Annotated in this window: 14 protein-coding genes; 5 read left to right on the forward strand and 9 right to left on the reverse strand. The window is 46.0% G+C overall.

Going from position 1 to position 17371, the window contains the following annotated elements; all coding sequences use genetic code 11:
• Nucleotides 1–14 precede the first annotated feature (14 nt).
• Together J0M30_11890 and purE are read left to right on the forward strand one after the other, a co-directional pair.
• Nucleotides 15–1331 (forward strand): TolC family protein, encoded by a 1317-nt coding sequence (locus J0M30_11890; protein MBN8668197.1) that lies wholly within the window; start codon nt 15–17, stop codon nt 1329–1331.
• A gap of 50 nt (nt 1332–1381) precedes the next feature.
• Entirely contained in the window at nt 1382–1909 is a 528-nt protein-coding gene (purE, locus tag J0M30_11895; GenBank protein ID MBN8668198.1) for a 5-(carboxyamino)imidazole ribonucleotide mutase, read from the forward strand.
• Here purE and J0M30_11900 read toward each other — a convergent pair.
• Nucleotides 1906–3387, reverse strand: coding sequence for a glycosyl hydrolase family 32 (locus J0M30_11900; protein ID MBN8668199.1), 1482 nt, complete (start codon nt 3385–3387; stop codon nt 1906–1908). The genes purE and J0M30_11900 overlap by 4 nt on opposite strands.
• 102 nt (nt 3388–3489) lie before the next feature.
• Between J0M30_11900 and J0M30_11905 the strand changes: the two genes are divergently transcribed.
• Nucleotides 3490–5652, forward strand: a complete 2163-nt coding sequence (locus J0M30_11905) for an HAD-IIB family hydrolase (GenBank protein ID MBN8668200.1) — start codon at nt 3490–3492, stop codon at nt 5650–5652.
• A 31-nt stretch (nt 5653–5683) separates the two neighbouring features.
• On the opposite strand, the gene bshC is transcribed toward J0M30_11905, so the two are convergent.
• Genes bshC through J0M30_11925 form a run of 4 tightly spaced genes read right to left on the reverse strand, consistent with a single transcriptional unit; the run spans nt 5684 to nt 10481 of the window.
• Nucleotides 5684–7282 (reverse strand): bacillithiol biosynthesis cysteine-adding enzyme BshC, encoded by a 1599-nt coding sequence (bshC, locus tag J0M30_11910; protein MBN8668201.1) that lies wholly within the window; start codon nt 7280–7282, stop codon nt 5684–5686.
• Nucleotides 7283–7317: 35 nt separating this feature from the next.
• A complete protein-coding gene (locus J0M30_11915) occupies nt 7318–8136 on the reverse strand; it encodes an ATP/GTP-binding protein (GenBank protein ID MBN8668202.1) in 819 nt (272 codons plus the stop codon).
• 36 nt (nt 8137–8172) lie between these two features.
• Nucleotides 8173–9426 carry an FAD-dependent oxidoreductase gene (locus J0M30_11920; GenBank protein ID MBN8668203.1) on the reverse strand — a complete coding sequence of 418 codons (1254 nt, stop codon included), beginning with the start codon at nt 9424–9426 and terminating at the stop codon, nt 8173–8175.
• A gap of 11 nt (nt 9427–9437) precedes the next feature.
• Nucleotides 9438–10481, reverse strand: a complete 1044-nt coding sequence (locus J0M30_11925) for a 4-hydroxyproline epimerase (GenBank protein MBN8668204.1) — start codon at nt 10479–10481, stop codon at nt 9438–9440.
• A gap of 56 nt (nt 10482–10537) precedes the next feature.
• On the opposite strand from J0M30_11925, the gene J0M30_11930 reads away from it, so the two are divergent.
• Nucleotides 10538–11803, forward strand: coding sequence for a sterol desaturase family protein (locus tag J0M30_11930; protein ID MBN8668205.1), 1266 nt, complete (start codon nt 10538–10540; stop codon nt 11801–11803).
• A gap of 107 nt (nt 11804–11910) precedes the next feature.
• Here J0M30_11930 and J0M30_11935 read toward each other — a convergent pair whose 3' ends face one another.
• The 3 genes from J0M30_11935 to J0M30_11945 all read right to left on the reverse strand — a co-directional run bounded on the left by J0M30_11935 (nt 11911) and on the right by J0M30_11945 (nt 14823).
• Nucleotides 11911–13395, reverse strand: a complete 1485-nt coding sequence (locus tag J0M30_11935; protein ID MBN8668206.1) for an aldehyde dehydrogenase (NADP(+)) — start codon at nt 13393–13395, stop codon at nt 11911–11913.
• Between the two features lie 76 nt (nt 13396–13471).
• Nucleotides 13472–14362 carry a dihydrodipicolinate synthase family protein gene (locus J0M30_11940; protein ID MBN8668207.1) on the reverse strand — a complete coding sequence of 297 codons (891 nt, stop codon included), beginning with the start codon at nt 14360–14362 and terminating at the stop codon, nt 13472–13474.
• A 119-nt stretch (nt 14363–14481) separates the two neighbouring features.
• A complete protein-coding gene (locus tag J0M30_11945) occupies nt 14482–14823 on the reverse strand; it encodes a hypothetical protein (GenBank protein ID MBN8668208.1) in 342 nt (113 codons plus the stop codon).
• Between the two features lie 149 nt (nt 14824–14972).
• Between J0M30_11945 and J0M30_11950 the strand changes: the two genes are divergently transcribed.
• Nucleotides 14973–15764 carry a S1/P1 nuclease gene (locus tag J0M30_11950; GenBank protein ID MBN8668209.1) on the forward strand — a complete coding sequence of 264 codons (792 nt, stop codon included), beginning with the start codon at nt 14973–14975 and terminating at the stop codon, nt 15762–15764.
• A gap of 285 nt (nt 15765–16049) precedes the next feature.
• Here J0M30_11950 and rimO read toward each other — a convergent pair whose 3' ends face one another.
• The gene (gene rimO / locus J0M30_11955) at nt 16050–17357 is read right to left on the reverse strand and encodes a 30S ribosomal protein S12 methylthiotransferase RimO (GenBank protein ID MBN8668210.1); all 1308 of its coding nucleotides are present in this window, start codon (nt 17355–17357) and stop codon (nt 16050–16052) included.
• Between the last annotated feature and the right edge of the window lie 14 nt (nt 17358–17371).

A 17371-nucleotide genomic window follows, 5' to 3' on the forward strand; every position in this document is an offset into this window, starting at 1 on the left:
AGAATGGACTCACCATGAAAAAGTTTTTTGGAACCATATCCCTTTCCCTGTTCTCCCTGATTGCGCTTCATGCGCAACAAACGCTGCTATCCCTTGAAGACGCCATTGCACAGGCCCTGGAAAACAATTATGATATCCGCCTCTCCCGCAATGATTCTGCCGTAGCAGCCCTTGATTATTCCTTTCGCAATGCAGCCTTCCTTCCCCGGCTTAATGCCAATGCGGGCCAGGCCTGGAATAACAATGACCAGAAACAGGAATTTGCCGATGGAACAAAGCGGGAAAGAAATGGGGTGAAATCCAATACGCTTACCGCTTCCCTCTCCCTGAACTGGACCCTTTTTGATGGGATGAAGATGTTTGTGATCCGGGATAAGGCCGAAGAGTTTGTCAAATTAGGAGAGCTGGCGATCAAGAACCAGGTTGTTAATACCGTAGCAATGGTGATCACCAATTACTACAGCATTGTCAGGCAACAACAGCAACTAAAGGCCATCCAGGAGCAGATGTCGCTCAACGAAGAACGGGTGAAACTGGCCCAATATAAACTCGATATTGGCGTGGGCGCAAAACCCGATGTACTCCAAAGCAAAGTGGACCTGAATGCACAGCGATCTGCTATCCTGACCCAGGAGACATTGATCACCCAACTTAAACAGCAACTCAATCAACTTACCGGTTCTACCCGGACTGACTATGCTGTCTCCGATTCCATACCAGTGGATTTTGGGATCGTACTGGGTGATATCCAGCAAAATCTGGAACAATCCAATCCCCTTCTTCAGATCAATAAGAAGAATATTGATATTGCCCAATTGACCCTTAAGGAAAGAAAGGCCGACCGCTTTCCCATTCTTGGTTTTAACAGCAACTACAACTTCAACCGGACCGACAACAAGGCCGTGGTCAACCCGTTTCAACCACTCTTCAGCAGAAACAGGGGATTAAACTATGGACTTACTGCCACCATCCCCATTCTAAATAATTACAACACCAAACGCTTGATCAAGCAGGCCGAACTGGACATCGACTATCAGAAACTGGTGTATGAGAATCAACGCTCACTCATTAACCTGAGTGTGATCAATGCCTGGAAGGAATATGAACAACAGAAAAAAGCATTAGACCTGGAGGAAGCCAATATCTTACTCGCCAAAGAGAATGTGGACATTGTATTTCAAACCTACAAATTAGGCGCAGCCACCTTTATTCAATTACGCGAAGCGCAAAAGAGCCTGGAAGATGCCTATAACCGCCTGATCGCTGCCAGGTATAATACAAAAGTGGCCGAAACCGAATTATTAAGGCTGAAGGGGGATCTGGTGCGATAGGGTTACAGATAAAAGCCCCTAAATTTGCCCCTACTAACCGTCAAACATATATGCCCCAATCCTCTACGCCACCCCTTGTCGGCATCATTATGGGATCCGACTCCGACCTTTCCGTCATGCAGGCTGCATCCGATATCCTGAAGGAGTTTAAGATCGCTCATGAGGTAACCGTTGTTTCGGCACACCGCACCCCTTTACGTATGGTGGAGTACGCCCAAAAAGCCAGGGAAAGAGGCCTGAAGGTGATCATTGCCGGAGCCGGGGGTGCTGCACACCTGCCCGGTATGGTAGCCGCTATCACACCCTTGCCTGTGATCGGGGTTCCCATCAAATCTTCCAACTCAATTGACGGCTGGGACTCTGTACTCTCAATTCTTCAAATGCCCAATGGTGTCCCGGTGGCTACCGTAGCACTCAACGCCGCAAAAAACGCAGGCATCCTGGCCGCTGAGATCATTGGCGCTTTTGAGCCTGTAGTGTCCGCAGCAGTTACTTCCTATAAAGAAAAACTGAATAACGAAGTGATCGAGAAAGTGGAGAAACTGAAAAAAGATGGTTGGGAGAATAAATTTGATTAAACCGCTTTCTTTTCCGCCTTTTCCTGACTTGCATACTCATCGATCACAGCCGGCAAACTTCGAATTGTGGATTCCTCCAGGGAAATAACAGAAGATGCTGAGTACAGCCCAAATCCTGAACAGGACCATTGATAATCGATCAAGGTTATTTTCACAACGCCATCCACAGAGAGTTCGACATAATTCCCAAAAATGATTAACCGGAAATGGAATGATCTGTCATGCGGAACCACAATGGTGTTGGATTGAATATTTTCAAAAACAAAATTCTTCTTTTGATCATTCGCATTGTAACCCCAGGCACGGAATTGAACCAACCCATTGATTATATCAAAGGAAATGTAGTAGCCATTCGCTTCTTTATCCGTACAAACGGTGAGTCCAAATTTTCCCATACCCTCCACATTTAACCGGCCTTCCCATATGAAATTAGCAGAAGGCCTTGACCACCAAAAAATCTCATACCCGCTTCTGGCACCACAGGTCCATTTACCATCCTCATAAATCAATTGATTGGTTGGGTTTTCAAAAAGAGGACTGGGATGACCAAGCCCATCAAGTGCAACTGGTTTAGCCGCCATCTCATTCCAACGGTAATAGGATTTCAAAACAAGTCTCCCCTTTTCATCCGTCGCCAACTCCTTTGGTGGCGGAAATACCCGAAGGGAATTAACCTGACCATGGGTGTAAAAGAAATTGTATATCAGCAGATGATCTTCATCCTTCAAAATACGGGCGGCATAATTCCCCTGCGGCATGAGCACATCGGCGTGAAAACTATGATACTCTCCCATAAAAGAATCCGCAAACCAATACCTTATCTTCACATCCTCCCGAATTGAACCGATCAGATAATACCTGCCATTTAATTCAAACCCACATGGACATTCCACATCATCATAAGCCATTGGATGCATTAACGGAGGAAGAGCCAGATATCGTTCCCCAGACCACTTGAACAAACCAACACAACCACGCCGTGAAACAGGCCCTTTACCCACACGCGCACAAAGAAGTAAAAAAGATTCGTTGTCAACCTCCATATAAAAAGGATCCCTGAAACTCAACCAGTTTCTGGGATTGTTTGATAATGACTCATAAAATTCCCCTTCCTCAGATCCAAGTGGAAACCCCGGGTGTTCCACCTTTGTCCAACGCAACAGATCATCTGATTCAGCAATCCCAATCCGTGTCGCTACCCCTTTATCCTGGCGTCGAAGTCCTGTATAAAACATTCTATACTTCTCTCCCAACTTACAAACATGCATGGTCCATAACATATCATCATCCCATTCACCGGGATCTCCTACAAATAAGGCATTATTCACGCGCTTCCAACTTATCCCATCTGTTGATACAGCATGAGCGATATAATCATGATTCGGTATGATCAAATGAAATAAATGATAAACACCATTCTCAATAATCATTGTCACATCGCCTATTTCCCAATCACTATACCCTGAACCTGAGTACATAAAACATTTATTAAATTTTTGTGAATATGAATTATTTAAATATACAAAGGTATTTCTCAATCAAAATGGCTAACTTCAATTATTCGAAACTGTGAATAGGACATGAAGGGACTATACATACAATTATTTAGTCCACATGGACTGATACGCGTCAAACATCCTGAGATCGGAAGAGATCAGGACACTGGAGGGCAGGTTAAATATGTCCTTGAATTATTAAACGCACTTTCCACACATCCCCAGGTAAGGAAGGTTGATTTATTTACCCGTCGCATTATCGATAAAAAAGTAAGCGCCGATTATTCCCGGGAAGTTGAAGAAGTGAATGAAAAAGCGCGGATCATCCGGGTTAGCTGTGGTGGAAACAGGTACCGAAAGAAAGAAACCTTGTGGGATTTTCTTTCCGAATTCATTCAACATACAATTCAATTTACTGAAAGGGAAAATGAACATCCGGATATTTCGCATGGGCACTATGCTGACGGAAATTTCATTGCTCTTGCCATAAGCCAACATTGGAAAATACCGTTGATATCCACCGGACATTCATTGGGTCGGAACAAACTGAATATTCTCCTTCGACAGGGCATGCATGCAGAGAAGATCGAGCAGCAATTTCAAATGCAAAAAAGGATCGAGGTCGAGGAAATGGTGATAAAGGAGGCTGATCTTATCATAACCAGCACCCAGCATGAAATCGACACCCATTATACGCTTTACAAAAACAAGTCTTTAGGGAAATTCACGGTAATCCCTCCAGGCACTGACCGGGAATTGTTTTATCCATATTATCGCCAAAGCCTGTCTCACTTTACAATGGATCTGGAACAGGAACAAGCCTTACACCGGATCTCTTCAGAAATAAAACGATTTTTATTCAATTACGAAAAGCCACTGATTGTTTCCATCGGCAGGCCCGACAAGAGAAAAAACTTCGAAACGATCATTCAAGCCTACGGAGAAGACAAAGAGCTGCAGTCAATGGCCAATCTCGCCATCTTTGCCGGTGTCCGAAAAGAGATCAGCCAGATGCCGGATGATGAACGCGAAACACTCACCAATCTGCTTTTGCTGCTAGATAAATACGATCTGTATGGCAAACTCGCTATCCCAAAAAAGAATGATCCCCAGAAAGAAGTGCCGGAGATCTACCGGATAGCTGCCCATAGCAAAGGCGTTTTTGTCAATGGAACTCCTGGTGAAAATTTCGGGCTGACCATTGTTGAATCTGCCTCCTGTGGATTACCTGTCATTGCATCCCCCACAGGCGGCCCCCGGGAAATTATTGAATCCTGCCAGAATGGTATTCTCACCGATGTGGAAGATCCTGTCGCCATTGCACAAGCCATAAAGTCCATTATCAGTGATCAGGCAAAATGGCAATTATTTTCTGATAATGGGGTCTTAGGGGTAAATGATCTTTATTCCTGGGATGTTCATGCAGAAAAATATGTACAGCAAGCCCTTGCCCTCCTGCAACCAAAAAATAATAATATTCAACTCGACCCTAAAGAAAAAAAATGGTTTCTGGTTACCGACCTGGATGGCACCATCGCAGAAGGAGAAGATATCTATGGACTGAGGGAACTAACACATTGGATCAACGCCCATAAAATGGACTTTGCCTTTGGCATTGCCAGCGGAAGAAATTTTGAACTGACTAAAAAGGCGATCCTTGAATATGACCTGCCTGTACCCGATGCGCTGATCTGCTCCGCCGGATCGGAAATTTATTATGGCCATGATTTTGTCGCGGATAAAGATTGGGAAAAAAACATAGCCTCGCAATGGGACCGGGAAACCTTGGAAAAAGCGCTGCAAAAGATCCCGGGTATTCGCCTGCAGGAGCAGGAAGCACAGTGGCCCTTTAAATTGAGTTATTATACAGAACCTCGGTTTTCACTGGAATACTTGGCTATGATTGAAAAAGCCCTCGAGGAACGAAAACTTAGCTTCAAAGTATTATTAACCGAAAACCGCTATCTCGATTTTCTTCCTATGCGCGCTGGCAAAGGAAGTGCGGTTCAATTCGTAGCAGAAAAGTGGGGACTGAATCCGTCACAGGTTATTTCTGCCGGAAACAGCGGAAATGATATCGATATGCTCGTAGGAAAGACAAGGGGAATCGTAGTTGGTAATTATAGCCCCGAACTGGAAAGCCTTCGTGGCATGGAAGATATCTATTTTGCCAGGGAGAGATTATCCAAAGGCGTACTGGAGGGAATCAGATTCTACCTGGAAAAGAAGCCTGTTCTGGAGGTATGATTTAACAGCCAGGAAAAAAGAGTCCAAGCACTTACCTTTCTGTAAGAATGGTGAATTCCTGCTCGATGGTTTGCGTATGATCCAATAAGGCCTGAAGAAACCCCCTCCCCCATTTGGCATAGTAAGGAATAAAATTGTCGACGCGTTCCTGCAATCCTTCTCCGGGAAATAACCGGTCCTTGATAAAAGATAATTGTCTTTGCTGATCTGCAAATTTTCGTTTCTCTGCACGTAACATTTTCTTTTCAAGCTCCTTCAGCTTTTTAACCGCCTGTACCTTGATCGCTTCAGTGTGGTTAGCCAGTGTTGGATCAACAGCGCCCGCCTGTGATTTGATCCGGTCAAAGATGGCTTCCGTATCAGTCAAGGTACCATTTAATCGGACAACATTAATTGATGCCCGGGTTACGTAGCGATCCATCAATTCACGAAGGGGTTGAAAAAAATCAACCAGATCAAATCCGGTCTTGTTTATCTTTTCGACCCAAGATTTTTCCACCACCAAAAATGAATTGCGCAAGACCAGCATCGGATAAGGCACTTTATAATGCGTAAACAATTCCTTTAGCTGAAGCCAATAAGCCAATTCTCCTCCGCCACCTATAAAGGCAATATTCGGCAGAATGGTTTCCTGGTATAACCCTCGAAGAATGACATTGGGACTAAACCGCTCCGGGTATTGATCCAGTTCTTTGAGCAGGGCCTCTTTTGTAAACCTGATCTCTGTATCCACCACCTGAAAACCATCCGAACTTGTCTCGATCCGGTTGCGGATACCATCGACCATGTAGAACAGGTTTATAGCCCGTGGACTGGCCTGTACCTTATACTCCTTTCCCAACCTGGCAGAGCTTTGCTCCACGATCTGTGAAGGGGTTTGCGCCAACAGATCTTCCTGAAATACTGGGATCATTTTCTTCTTAAGTGCAGGCGCATCGGCGATCAAAACCACCAGGCCCCATTCCCCAAACAATTGATGAAGGAAATGAAATGTACCCTGCTGTATGGAAATATCCTGCTTAAAACACTGCTTCAGGATATCGACTATTTCAGCACCATAGGGTTGAACCCCTTCCTGCCCGGCAATCTGATCGATCAATTTCAACAAACCCTTGTCCACCTTCATGCGACCTACCGCACCGGTTTGCGTTGTATCCCAATTCAACTTCTCCCCGTTTAGAAATAGGTGCCCGAGTTCATCCAGGTCGGCATCCTCGGATCCCATATAATAAACCGGGATAAACTTCTTATCAGGGAATTGTTCGGAAAGATGCCTGGCCAATTGAATCGCATGCAGGATCTTATAGATCACATAGAGTGGCCCGGTGAAAAGATTGGGCTGGTGAGCCGTGGTTATCGTAAATGAATTGGCAGAACGCAGGTCCTCCAGGTTCCTGATCAACTTTTCAGAAATACTTAACCCTTTATACTGCTCCTGTAAATGGGAATACAGGGTTTCCCGGTCTGTGTGGAAAGATTGACGGGACCTGATGGCCGCTTCAAATCCTGCCCGTGAAACAGCATGTGCATAAAAGGGGCGAAGCGGTTCAGCCTGGTCAATATGATCCAGTACGATCCTGGAGAACTGCTTTGTTTCGCGGTAAGGGATTCGCTGTGACAAAAATTCCATGCGGTGAAATTATCAATTCCTGCGTTATAGATTTGTTACTTTAGTTCGTAAGCCACCACAGAATTTTTCCAAAAAGTTGGCACATAAACGATCCTTTTTTCGGGATCATACCCGATATCAGCAGAGTTGATCTTTCCCTGACGTCCATCTATTAACAGCTCTTTTTTCCCGGTCAGGTCTACAAAGTAGATCACGCCTGCCCAACAGGAAACGATGAACCCACCTTCTTTGACGGGTTCTATACCATCTGTAAATCCTTCCAGGCCATCAGCAATGAGTTTGGCTTCATCGCCTTCCACCTTATAAAGTCCGCCATCATTCAACAGGTAAACCTGTCCCTTGTGGCACAAAACCCCATTGGGACCTTTAAGGCCATCGAGCAAAACAGAAGGGGCTCCGTTTTTAACACGGTATAGTTTTCCTCCTTTTGAATCCGTCACATACACCACACCCTGCTCATCAATACTGATATCATTCAATCCCATGGCGGAGCCAATTGTAATACGTGAAACTTCAATTCCAATGGAAGGATCCACAATGACGATTTGATCAAGATCAGCTACATAAAGCATGCCTTCGAACATAGCCATGCCTTTGGGAGCATTCAACCCACCGATCCATTCTGCGGCAATGATACGGCCATCGAGCCCCATCATTCCCAAAGATCCTGCTCCATCTTTAGCCCAGGGGTCAGTGCCATCAATATTGCTTACATACAGCACCTGTTTTGTTTTATCAAAAAATACAGACTCAGGAACTTTAAAACGGGCTTCAGATTCCCATTTTTTGGTAAGGCTGTGCTGTGCCTGGATAGTAAAGGAAAATCCCAATATCAGAAGAAGGGATCCAATCATTTTATTTTTCATGACAAGTGGTTTGAATAAAGTTAATCATTTGCCTCCGAATCGCTCTACCTGAAACGCATCCAGGGGGATAGAGGTTGTTTTCTCGTTCAGTATTTCACTGACCAGTTTACCGGTGCCGGCACCAAGGCTAAGTCCCAGCATTGCATGCCCGGTGGCCACAACCAGGTTTTCCCATTTTTTTACCCGCCCAATATAAGGCAGCCCATCGGCCGAACAGGGCCGGTAGCCATACCAGATATTTTCCGGCTTTGGAAGAGGAATAACAAAGTCAGGGTAATATCGTTTGACGGCTTTCAAAATTCCTTCCACGCGGTTCATTCGTGGTGGCGTGGAATGGGAAGTGATCTCCATCGTACCACCAAAACGGATCTTATTCCCATCCATGGGTGTAATCGCCGCCCGCCCTTCAACCAATATGGAGGGGTAGTTTACCTTATAGGGTGAATCCTCCAGTGTCAGGGAATATCCCCGGCCAGGCATCAGAGGCAATCGCAGGTCAAGCCGTTTAGCGACCTCACGACTCCAGGAGCCGGTGGCCAGTACCACCGCATCGGTGGAGAAAGCGCTATTATTTGTCAAAACGGTTTGGATCTTCCCACCCTTTTTCTCAAATCCGGTCACCTCCTGATGGGGTTCCAGTTGTACCCCTTCTGCCAAAAGCATCTTACGCAAATTCAGCATCAGGGTATTTGGATGGCAGTGGGCATCACAGGCAAAAAAGATCGAACCCAATACGTTCAGGCGAACCCCTGGCTCAAGGGCTTCCGTCTCTTCTTTTGATAAGAATCTTGTATCGGTCAACCCAAGCGCATGGGCTTTTTCCACCACATGCCGGGCATGTTCTGCAACGGCTGCGGTTTGAAACAATTCAATCAACCCTTTGTGTTCATAGGCAAAAAACAATCCTTCCCGGTTCCAGGTTTCATATTCTTTCTGGCTGAGCAGGGAAATTTCACATAATGGAGCGGCCGCCCGGTCCACATGTTCCCTGGTTGCAGAGCGCATGAATTTCATCCCCCAATCGATCAGGTTTCTGTCCAAACGGGGTTGCACATAAAAAGGGCTGGTTGCATTCCACATCCATTTCAACCCTTGTTTGACAATACCCGGTGTGGCCAATGGTATAAAATGACTGGGACAGATATACCCACAATTTCCATAGGAACAATTGTCCTCAAAATCCCCTTTCTCCAAGACAGTAACTTCCCATCCTGACCTCTTCAAATACAAGGCGGAACTAAGGCCGATAATGCCCCCGCCGATGACGATACATTTCATTTCCTTATTTATTAAACCTGAAATCCATAGGCATATACATCATCCCCCGGATCAATGGTAATGCTGTTGGCTCCATAGATGCGCGCCCAACCTTCAATGGAAGGTCTTATTGCAGGTTGTCCATCAATCCTTGTTTCCTCCTCAATCCGCCCGATGAACTGACTACCGATAATGCTCTCATGAATAAAGAGATCACCCTTCTTCAATTTCCCTTTGGCATACCATTGCGCCATTCGGGCGCTGGTTCCGGTACCACAGGGGGAACGATCGATTGCCTTATCACCATAAAACACAGCATTCCTTGCCGTGGCTTTAGGGTCAATGACCTTTCCGGTCCAGAGTATATGCGAACAACCCTGGATCGTTGGGTTCAACGGGTGAACAAATGTATAGCGGGCATTGATATCCTTACGTAATTCCCTGGCCCAATAGATCAGCTTATCGGCGGGAAAATGCTCCAACCCGGGAAAGTGCTCCTGAACATCCACGATCGCGTAAAAATTTCCGCCATAGGCTACGTCCACTTTTAATTCCCCCAATTCGGGACAGGTAGCTATCAGATTTTCAGCCGCCAGGTAAGAGGCGATATTGGTCAGGCGTACAGACTTGCATTTATCCCCTTCCATAACATAACGCACTTCGACCAGTCCGGCCGGGGTTTCCAATCGGATCAGACCAGGCACCTTAGGATGTACCAGCCCCTTTTCCACTGCGATGGTGATCGTACCAATGGTACCATGTCCGCACATGGGAAGACAACCACTTGTTTCAATAAAAAGAACAGCCAGATCATTGGCCGGGTCATGCGGCGGGTAAAGAATACTCCCACTCATCATATCATGGCCACGGGGTTCAAACATCAACCCTTTCCGGATCCAGTCAAACTCCCGAAGGAAATGTTGTCGTTTTTCCGACATGTTATTTCCTTCCAGTACTGGCCCTCCGGACTGTACCAACCGAACTGGATTGCCACAGGTATGGGCATCAATACATTGAAAAACACCCCCTTTCCCGCCAAAGGGCGCCCCGGGAAGATTATAATTGATCAGGCTCATGTTAAGGATAAAGATATTGAGCGGTTTTGTATTTTTAATCAATAATTGCTGCTATTATGGAAACCTATGGTCGCATTCTGCTCATTGCCATGCCTGCCTTTCTGTTCCTGGTATTATTTGAAAAATGGTATGGCTGGCGCAAAGGTTATGATACGGTCCGGAACATGGATATGATTTCCAGCCTGAGCTCGGGCATCACCAATGTCACCAAGGATGTACTTGGCCTGAGTATCGGCATTTTGAGTTATGGCTGGATGGTCGATCACCTGGCTATCTTCACCATCAAAGCCAGCTGGCTTACCTATGTGGTCGCTTTTATCGTCATCGATTTTCAGGGCTATTGGGTCCATCGCTGGAGTCACCATATCAATCTGTTTTGGAACCGGCATATCATTCACCACAGCAGTGAAGAGTTCAACCTGGCCTGTGCCCTTCGGCAAAGTATCGCCTCCATTTTTGAATACTTTACTTTCCTTTTGCTTCCTGCAGCCCTGGTGGGTGTTCCACTTGAAGTGATCGCCATATTGGCGCCCCTGCATCTCTTTGCACAGTTTTGGTATCATACCCGCCACATTAACCGGATGGGTTTTCTGGAAAAAATAATTGTAACCCCTTCTCATCACCGGGTACACCATGCCATCAACCCGGAGTACCTTGATAAGAACCTTGGCCAGATATTTATTTTCTGGGATAAACTGTTTGGCACTTTTCAGGAAGAGTTGCCGGATAAACCACCGGTATATGGCATCACGAGGCCTGCTGCCACCTGGAACCCGATCCGTATCAATTTTCAGCATTTCTGGTTATTGGTAAAAGATGCGTGGAGAACCAATAATGTTTGGGATAAAATCCGGATTTGGTTTATGCCTACCGGTTGGAGGCCAGCAGATGTGGCCGAAAAATACCCGGTACCCAAGATCGAAGATGTGTATCATTTCGAAAAATATGACCCCAGGGCATCGAGAGGCCTGCATATCTGGAGCTGGGTTCAAATTGTTATGACCCTTTTATTTATCAGTTACCTGTTTGGAAATATTGCGAACATTGGTACGCCTGATATCTTTATCTACGGGGGATTTATTTTTTTAATGGTCTATGCCTATACCGAATTGATGGACCGAAACCCCTATGCCCTGATATTTGAAACACTAAAAAATACAGTGGGAATGGTCATCCTGTTACAGGAGGGAGATTGGTTCAAAGCAAGTACAATTATTCCAGGGATAGCGTATTTCCTGCTGGCCTATTTTGTGGTGGCCACTTTTGTTACCAGTTACTTTGTGTGGAAGCACAAAAGAGAGGATTCTTTATCAGCAGCATAACCTTACTATTAAATTAGAATTTTTTAACCACAGAGGCACAAAGTTTTTTCAATTATTCTTTGTGCCTCTGTGTCTCTGTGGTTTTATTTGAATTCCATAAATGATTATCAGATAACCCCGTTATTCCATTCTTCGTTCACCATCCGCCAAATACCCAGTGGATTACTATTCTTAAGTTCATCAGGAAGTAAGTGGTCTGGCCAGTTTTGAAAGGACTGCGGTCTGGCAAACCGTTTGATCCCATCTGCCCCTACTGCTGTATATCGGCTGTCTGTTGTGGCGGGATATGGCCCTCCATGTTGCATGGCCCAGCATACCTCCACGCCGGTAGGGACTCCATTCAATATGATCCTGCCACAAATGAGTTGGATGGCATTTACCACCTTTTCATGAGCAAGAATATCTTCCTCGGTAGCCATCAGGGTACTCGTTAATTGTCCTTCGAGGTGCGTGGCCACAGATAGCATTTCCTGACTGTCTTTGCATCGGACCACGAGGGAATAAGGGCCAAATACTTCCTGATGAAGCAAGGGGTTCTCTAAAAAAATCTTGCCTTCCACCGTAGCGATCGTTGGCAGGCCTTCTCCCTCCTTTACAGTGGTTTCGGATTCGGCAACCAGGTGAACGCCTTCCTGCAAAAGGGCATTTCCTTTTTTCTCTTTGTAGGCACCGACAATTCCGGGGTGCAGCATAGGTGCAGGCGCAATTTGCTGAATCTTTTTACCCAGGTCATGTATAAAACGTTGAAGTCCCTCGCTCTCGATACCAATGATCAGCCCGGGGTTGGTACAAAACTGACCAGCTCCCTGTGTGATGGAAGCGGCGTATTGTTCAGCAATGGCAAATGCATCCTTCTGTAGTTTATTTGGCAATAAGAATACCGGGTTCACACTTCCCATTTCCGCAAAGACGGGGATCGGTTCCTTCCGTTGCTGGCCCCAATCGAATAATTGCTTTCCTCCGGTAAATGAGCCGGTAAATCCAACTGCCTTAGTCAGCGGGTGTGTCACCAGCGCCTTTCCCACTTCAAAGGAAGCGCCGTGTAGGTGGGAAAACAAGCCTTGAGGTAATCCCATCTTTTTAATAGCGGAATGAATCGCTCCGGCAACCATTTCAGAGGTTTCAGGATGGGCTGGATGGGCTTTTACAATTACCGGGCAACCTGCGGCAAAAGCAGCCGCGGTATCACCCCCTGCGGTAGAATAGGCAAAGGGGAAATTGGAGGAACCAAAGACCACAACAGGCCCCAATGGTACCAGCATCTTCCGAATATCCGGACGGGGTGGATTACGCTCCGGGAGTGGCGTATCAATCCGTATTTCCAGCCAATCCCCTTTTTCGCAGGCATTGGCATAACTGTTTAATTGAAAAATGGTCCTGGCCCTTTCTGAACGCAGGCGGGCTTCAGGTAAATGCGTTTCGCGCATAGCGGTTTGGATCAACCGGTCACCACAGGCTTCGATCGCGTTAGCGATGGTACGCATGAATTCTGCTCTTTTAGCCAGGCTTTGTTGCCGATAAAACAAGAATGCCTCCCAGGCCATTTGTAAGGCATGGTCTATTTCATTGTTTGTTGCGTCCTTATATTTCATGCCGACTATATTTCGAGGTAAGGCTTCTCGCAGGGTTCGCAAAGAAGCGCTGCGAACGCTGCGGGAAACTTTAATATCACAACCTATTCGTCAGGGCTTCCTGTATCACAGCTTCTACCCTTTTTCTTTCGTCACCAACAAGCATCAGTCGGGGTGCACGCACATACTCACTTCCGATGCCGGTATGAGAGGCGGCCAGTTTAATATATTGAACCAATTTGGGGTGAATATCTAATTCAAGCAGGGGCATGAACCACCGATAAAGCTTCCGGGCCTCTTCCAATTTCCCTTGTTTGACGAGGTGATAGAGGTCCACCGTTTCCTTTGGAAAGGCTCCCACCAAACCAGCCACCCAACCATGTGCACCCAGGGCAAGCTCCTCCACTGCCAAAGTATCCACCCCACAAAGTATTTTATACCGATCCCCAAAGCGGTTGATCAATCTCGTTACATTCGTTACATCCCGGGTACTTTCCTTTATCGCGTTGATCTGGGGAAGCTCCGCCAATTCAGCAAACATATCCAGGGTAACCTCGATCTTGTAATCTACCGGGTTATTGTAGATCATGACGGGCAGGGAAGAAACCGAAGCTACAGTTTTGAAATAGGTCACCGTTTCGCGGTCATCACTCTTATAGCGCATCGGTGGCAGAAGCATAAATCCATCCACACCCCATTGAAGGCCCAATTCCGCCTGGCGTACTGCTTCGCGTGTGGAACTCTCCACTATGTTTAAAATGACCGGGAGACGGCCGCCAAGCTTATCCTGTGCCCTTTTCACCAATATTTCCTTTTCCGGCGTGGTCAGGGTACTGGCTTCACCCAGGGATCCACCAAGGATTATGCCATGGACACCTGCCTGTTCCTGTGCTTTCAGGCTTTTATCATACAGTTCGAGGTCAAGTTCATCGGTTGAAGTAAAAGGCGTGATGAGCGCCGGGAAAACCCCTTCCCATTCAAATTGCATAATGTAGTTTTTGGGAGGGGAAATTAGTCTTTTTATTGAATACACGGATTGCACAAATCACACAGATCCGTCAAATATGAATAATCTGTGTAATTCGTGCAATCCGCGTAATCCATTCCTTACCTGCGTGCCGAATTCCTCCGGCTATAAAACTTCGCATTGATCTTTCCGATCTCGAGGTCACGTTCGCGTTCGAGGCGGTTAATTTCATTGACCTTTTTATAGCGGCTGGCAAAAAGCCGGTTACCGGCAGAACGGATCTTTCGGGAGAACTTGCGGTACACTTTTGCAATGTCACGGTCGCGTTCCCGGGAAGAATAATGATAAGATTTCCCGATGTACTGTGAACTCCGGGTTGCTACCGGGCCATTTTGACGGCCGTAAGGATTCGGGCGGGGAGGCTGGGCCATAACCACAGTGGTGATACCGGCAAAAAACAGAAGAGTAAGTAATCGCTTCATACGTTTTTGATTTTACGGTTAACTTATACCGGAATAGACGCAATCTAAAGCCCAATAATTATTAATGCCCTGTTAAGCTATGGTTTGAGATTGTTAAGATTTTTACCAATAATTTTGCCCGGGTTATAATTGTTAAAAAAAATAAAACCATGCGCATTCGGAAAAGCTATTTTCTTTATTTACTTCTGGCCTGTCTGCCCCTTCAATCACTCGCTTGGGGCCAGTTGGGGCACCGGGTGGTAGGACAGATCGCTGACTCTTACCTCACCGCCAAAGCCCGCAAAAACATCAAAGCCATACTCGGTTATGAATCCCTTGCCATGGGAAGTACCTGGGCGGATTTTATAAAATCGGACCCGGCCTATAAAAACCTGGATAACTGGCACTATATTAACCTGAAGGACGGAATGAGTGAATCAGAAGTAAAAGCGTACCTGGAAAAAGATACCCTCACCGATGCCTATACCAAATTGAATTTCCTGATCGCCGAACTGAAGAAAAAAGACCTGGCACCGGATGTAAAAAAAATGTACCTCCGCTTATTGATCCATATCACCGGCGATATCCACCAACCCATGCATGTAAGCCGGGCCGAAGACCTGGGTGGTAACAGGATCTACGTCATGTGGTTCAATGAAAATACCAACCTCCACCGGTTGTGGGATGATCAATTGCTGGCATTTCAACAGTTGAGCTACACCGAATTTGCCCATGCAATAAATCATGCCACCAAAACCGACCGCAAAGTCTGGCAGGAACAACCCATGACCGAATGGTTTTGGGAATCCTACTCCACCAGCCAAAAGCTATATAAGGAGATCACCCAACCAGACCAAAAGCTGGGCTTCCGATACAATTTTGATCATGTAGAGGAATTGAACCAATGTTTGCTGAAAGCAGGCGTGAGGTTGGCCGGATTACTCAATGATATATTTGGATAAACAGGTCCTGTATAAACCAAACATCCCACCTGAAAAGGCGGGATGTCATAAACGTAAAGGACGATTGGTTTACTGCGGTTGCAGTGGTTTTTCACAGGATGCGGTTTTGTCGGTCTTTCATAGGAGGTTTAAAAATCAGAACCATTAACCTTGCTTTGCTGATACAAAGATGGTTTAGGTAAGGCTCCTAACAAATAGTAAATGATGGGATTGTGGTGTAAAAATGAATCTCCCTTTTTTGTAGTAGAAAATTGACTTTTTTAGAATGGGACACTTAGAAAGGAATCAGACCAATTCCCCTTCCAGGTCATAATCATAGGCTTTTACGATCCTTACCTGGACAAAATCTCCGGGGCGGAGACGTTGGGTTGTATTGATGACCACTTCGTTGTCCACTTCTACGCTGTCAAATTCGGTACGGCCAAGGTATCGTCCGGCCTCTTTCTTATCGACCATAACTTTAAATACCTTACCTATCTTATCCTGGTTCAATTCATAAGAGATCTCCTGTTGTACCTCCATGATCTCCCGGGCCCTTTCTTCTTTTTCCGCAGCTGGAATATCATCCACCTCGGAATAGGCCGAGGTACCCTCTTCATGGCTATAAGTGAATATACCTACGCGGTCAAATCGCTGGCGTTGTAAAAATGACTTCAGTTCTTCCACATCATCCCTTGTCTCCCCCGGAAAACCGGTGATCAGGGTGGTGCGTAAACAAATGCCCGGCACCCTTTCCCGTACGGCAAGGATCAACTCCTCCATTTCTTCGCGGGTAATATTTCGCTTCATGGCCTTCAACATGTTATTGGCTGCATGTTGCAAAGGCATATCGAGATAATTACAAATATTCTCCCTTTCGCGCATGACGTCCAGTACATCCAGTGGGAACTTATGTGGGTAGGCATAATGCAGCCTGATCCATTCCAATCCCTTAATGTCACTCAGGCGTTTCATCAATTCACCCAACATGCGCTGCTTATAGATATCCAACCCATAATAGGTAAGCTCCTGAGCGATGAGCATGATCTCCTTCACCCCTTTCTTTACCAGTGCCGTTGCTTCCGCCACGAGTTCTTCCATGGTTTTACTGACATGCCCACCACGCATCAGGGGAATGGCACAAAATGAACAGGTACGGTTACAGCCTTCGCTGATCTTGAGATAAGCATAATGCTGGGGCGTGGCCAATAATCGTTCACCAAGTAACTCAGATTTATAATCCGCTTCAAATTGTTTCAGGATCAGGGGAAGTTCCATGGTGCCAAACCAGGCATCCACTTCAGGGATCTCTTTTTCCAGATCATCGCGATAACGGTGACTCAAACATCCGGTTACATAGACCTTATCCAGTTTTCCTTTTTGCTTCAGGGCCACCTGGTCTAAAATAGTATTGATGGATTCTTCCTTGGCCTTTTCTATAAACCCACAGGTGTTTACTATGACAATATTGTGGTCTTTCTTCCCGCTCTCGTGTACCACATCGATCTCATTGGCCTGCAATTGCCCACTCAGCACCTCACTATCGACCATATTCTTACTACAGCCAAGTGTGATGATGTTCACTTTATCCTTATGTAATTTCTTTGCTCTCATGTAACACGAATTTC

This window comes from Chitinophagales bacterium, assembly GCA_017303415.1.
GTDB lineage: Bacteria > Bacteroidota > Bacteroidia > Chitinophagales > Chitinophagaceae > SpSt-398.

Coding starts and splice junctions, on each gene's coding strand:
- J0M30_11890 (MBN8668197.1), top strand. CDS start 15: ATGAAAAAGTTTTTTGGAACCATATCCCTTTCCCTGTTCTCCCTGATT.
- purE (MBN8668198.1), top strand. CDS start 1,382: ATGCCCCAATCCTCTACGCCACCCCTTGTCGGCATCATTATGGGATCC.
- J0M30_11900 (MBN8668199.1), bottom strand. CDS start 3,387: ATGTACTCAGGTTCAGGGTATAGTGATTGGGAAATAGGCGATGTGACA.
- J0M30_11905 (MBN8668200.1), top strand. CDS start 3,490: ATGAAGGGACTATACATACAATTATTTAGTCCACATGGACTGATACGC.
- bshC (MBN8668201.1), bottom strand. CDS start 7,282: ATGGAATTTTTGTCACAGCGAATCCCTTACCGCGAAACAAAGCAGTTC.
- J0M30_11915 (MBN8668202.1), bottom strand. CDS start 8,136: ATGATTGGATCCCTTCTTCTGATATTGGGATTTTCCTTTACTATCCAG.
- J0M30_11920 (MBN8668203.1), bottom strand. CDS start 9,426: ATGAAATGTATCGTCATCGGCGGGGGCATTATCGGCCTTAGTTCCGCC.
- J0M30_11925 (MBN8668204.1), bottom strand. CDS start 10,481: ATGAGCCTGATCAATTATAATCTTCCCGGGGCGCCCTTTGGCGGGAAA.
- J0M30_11930 (MBN8668205.1), top strand. CDS start 10,538: ATGGAAACCTATGGTCGCATTCTGCTCATTGCCATGCCTGCCTTTCTG.
- J0M30_11935 (MBN8668206.1), bottom strand. CDS start 13,395: ATGAAATATAAGGACGCAACAAACAATGAAATAGACCATGCCTTACAA.
- J0M30_11940 (MBN8668207.1), bottom strand. CDS start 14,362: ATGCAATTTGAATGGGAAGGGGTTTTCCCGGCGCTCATCACGCCTTTT.
- J0M30_11945 (MBN8668208.1), bottom strand. CDS start 14,823: ATGAAGCGATTACTTACTCTTCTGTTTTTTGCCGGTATCACCACTGTG.
- J0M30_11950 (MBN8668209.1), top strand. CDS start 14,973: ATGCGCATTCGGAAAAGCTATTTTCTTTATTTACTTCTGGCCTGTCTG.
- rimO (MBN8668210.1), bottom strand. CDS start 17,357: ATGAGAGCAAAGAAATTACATAAGGATAAAGTGAACATCATCACACTT.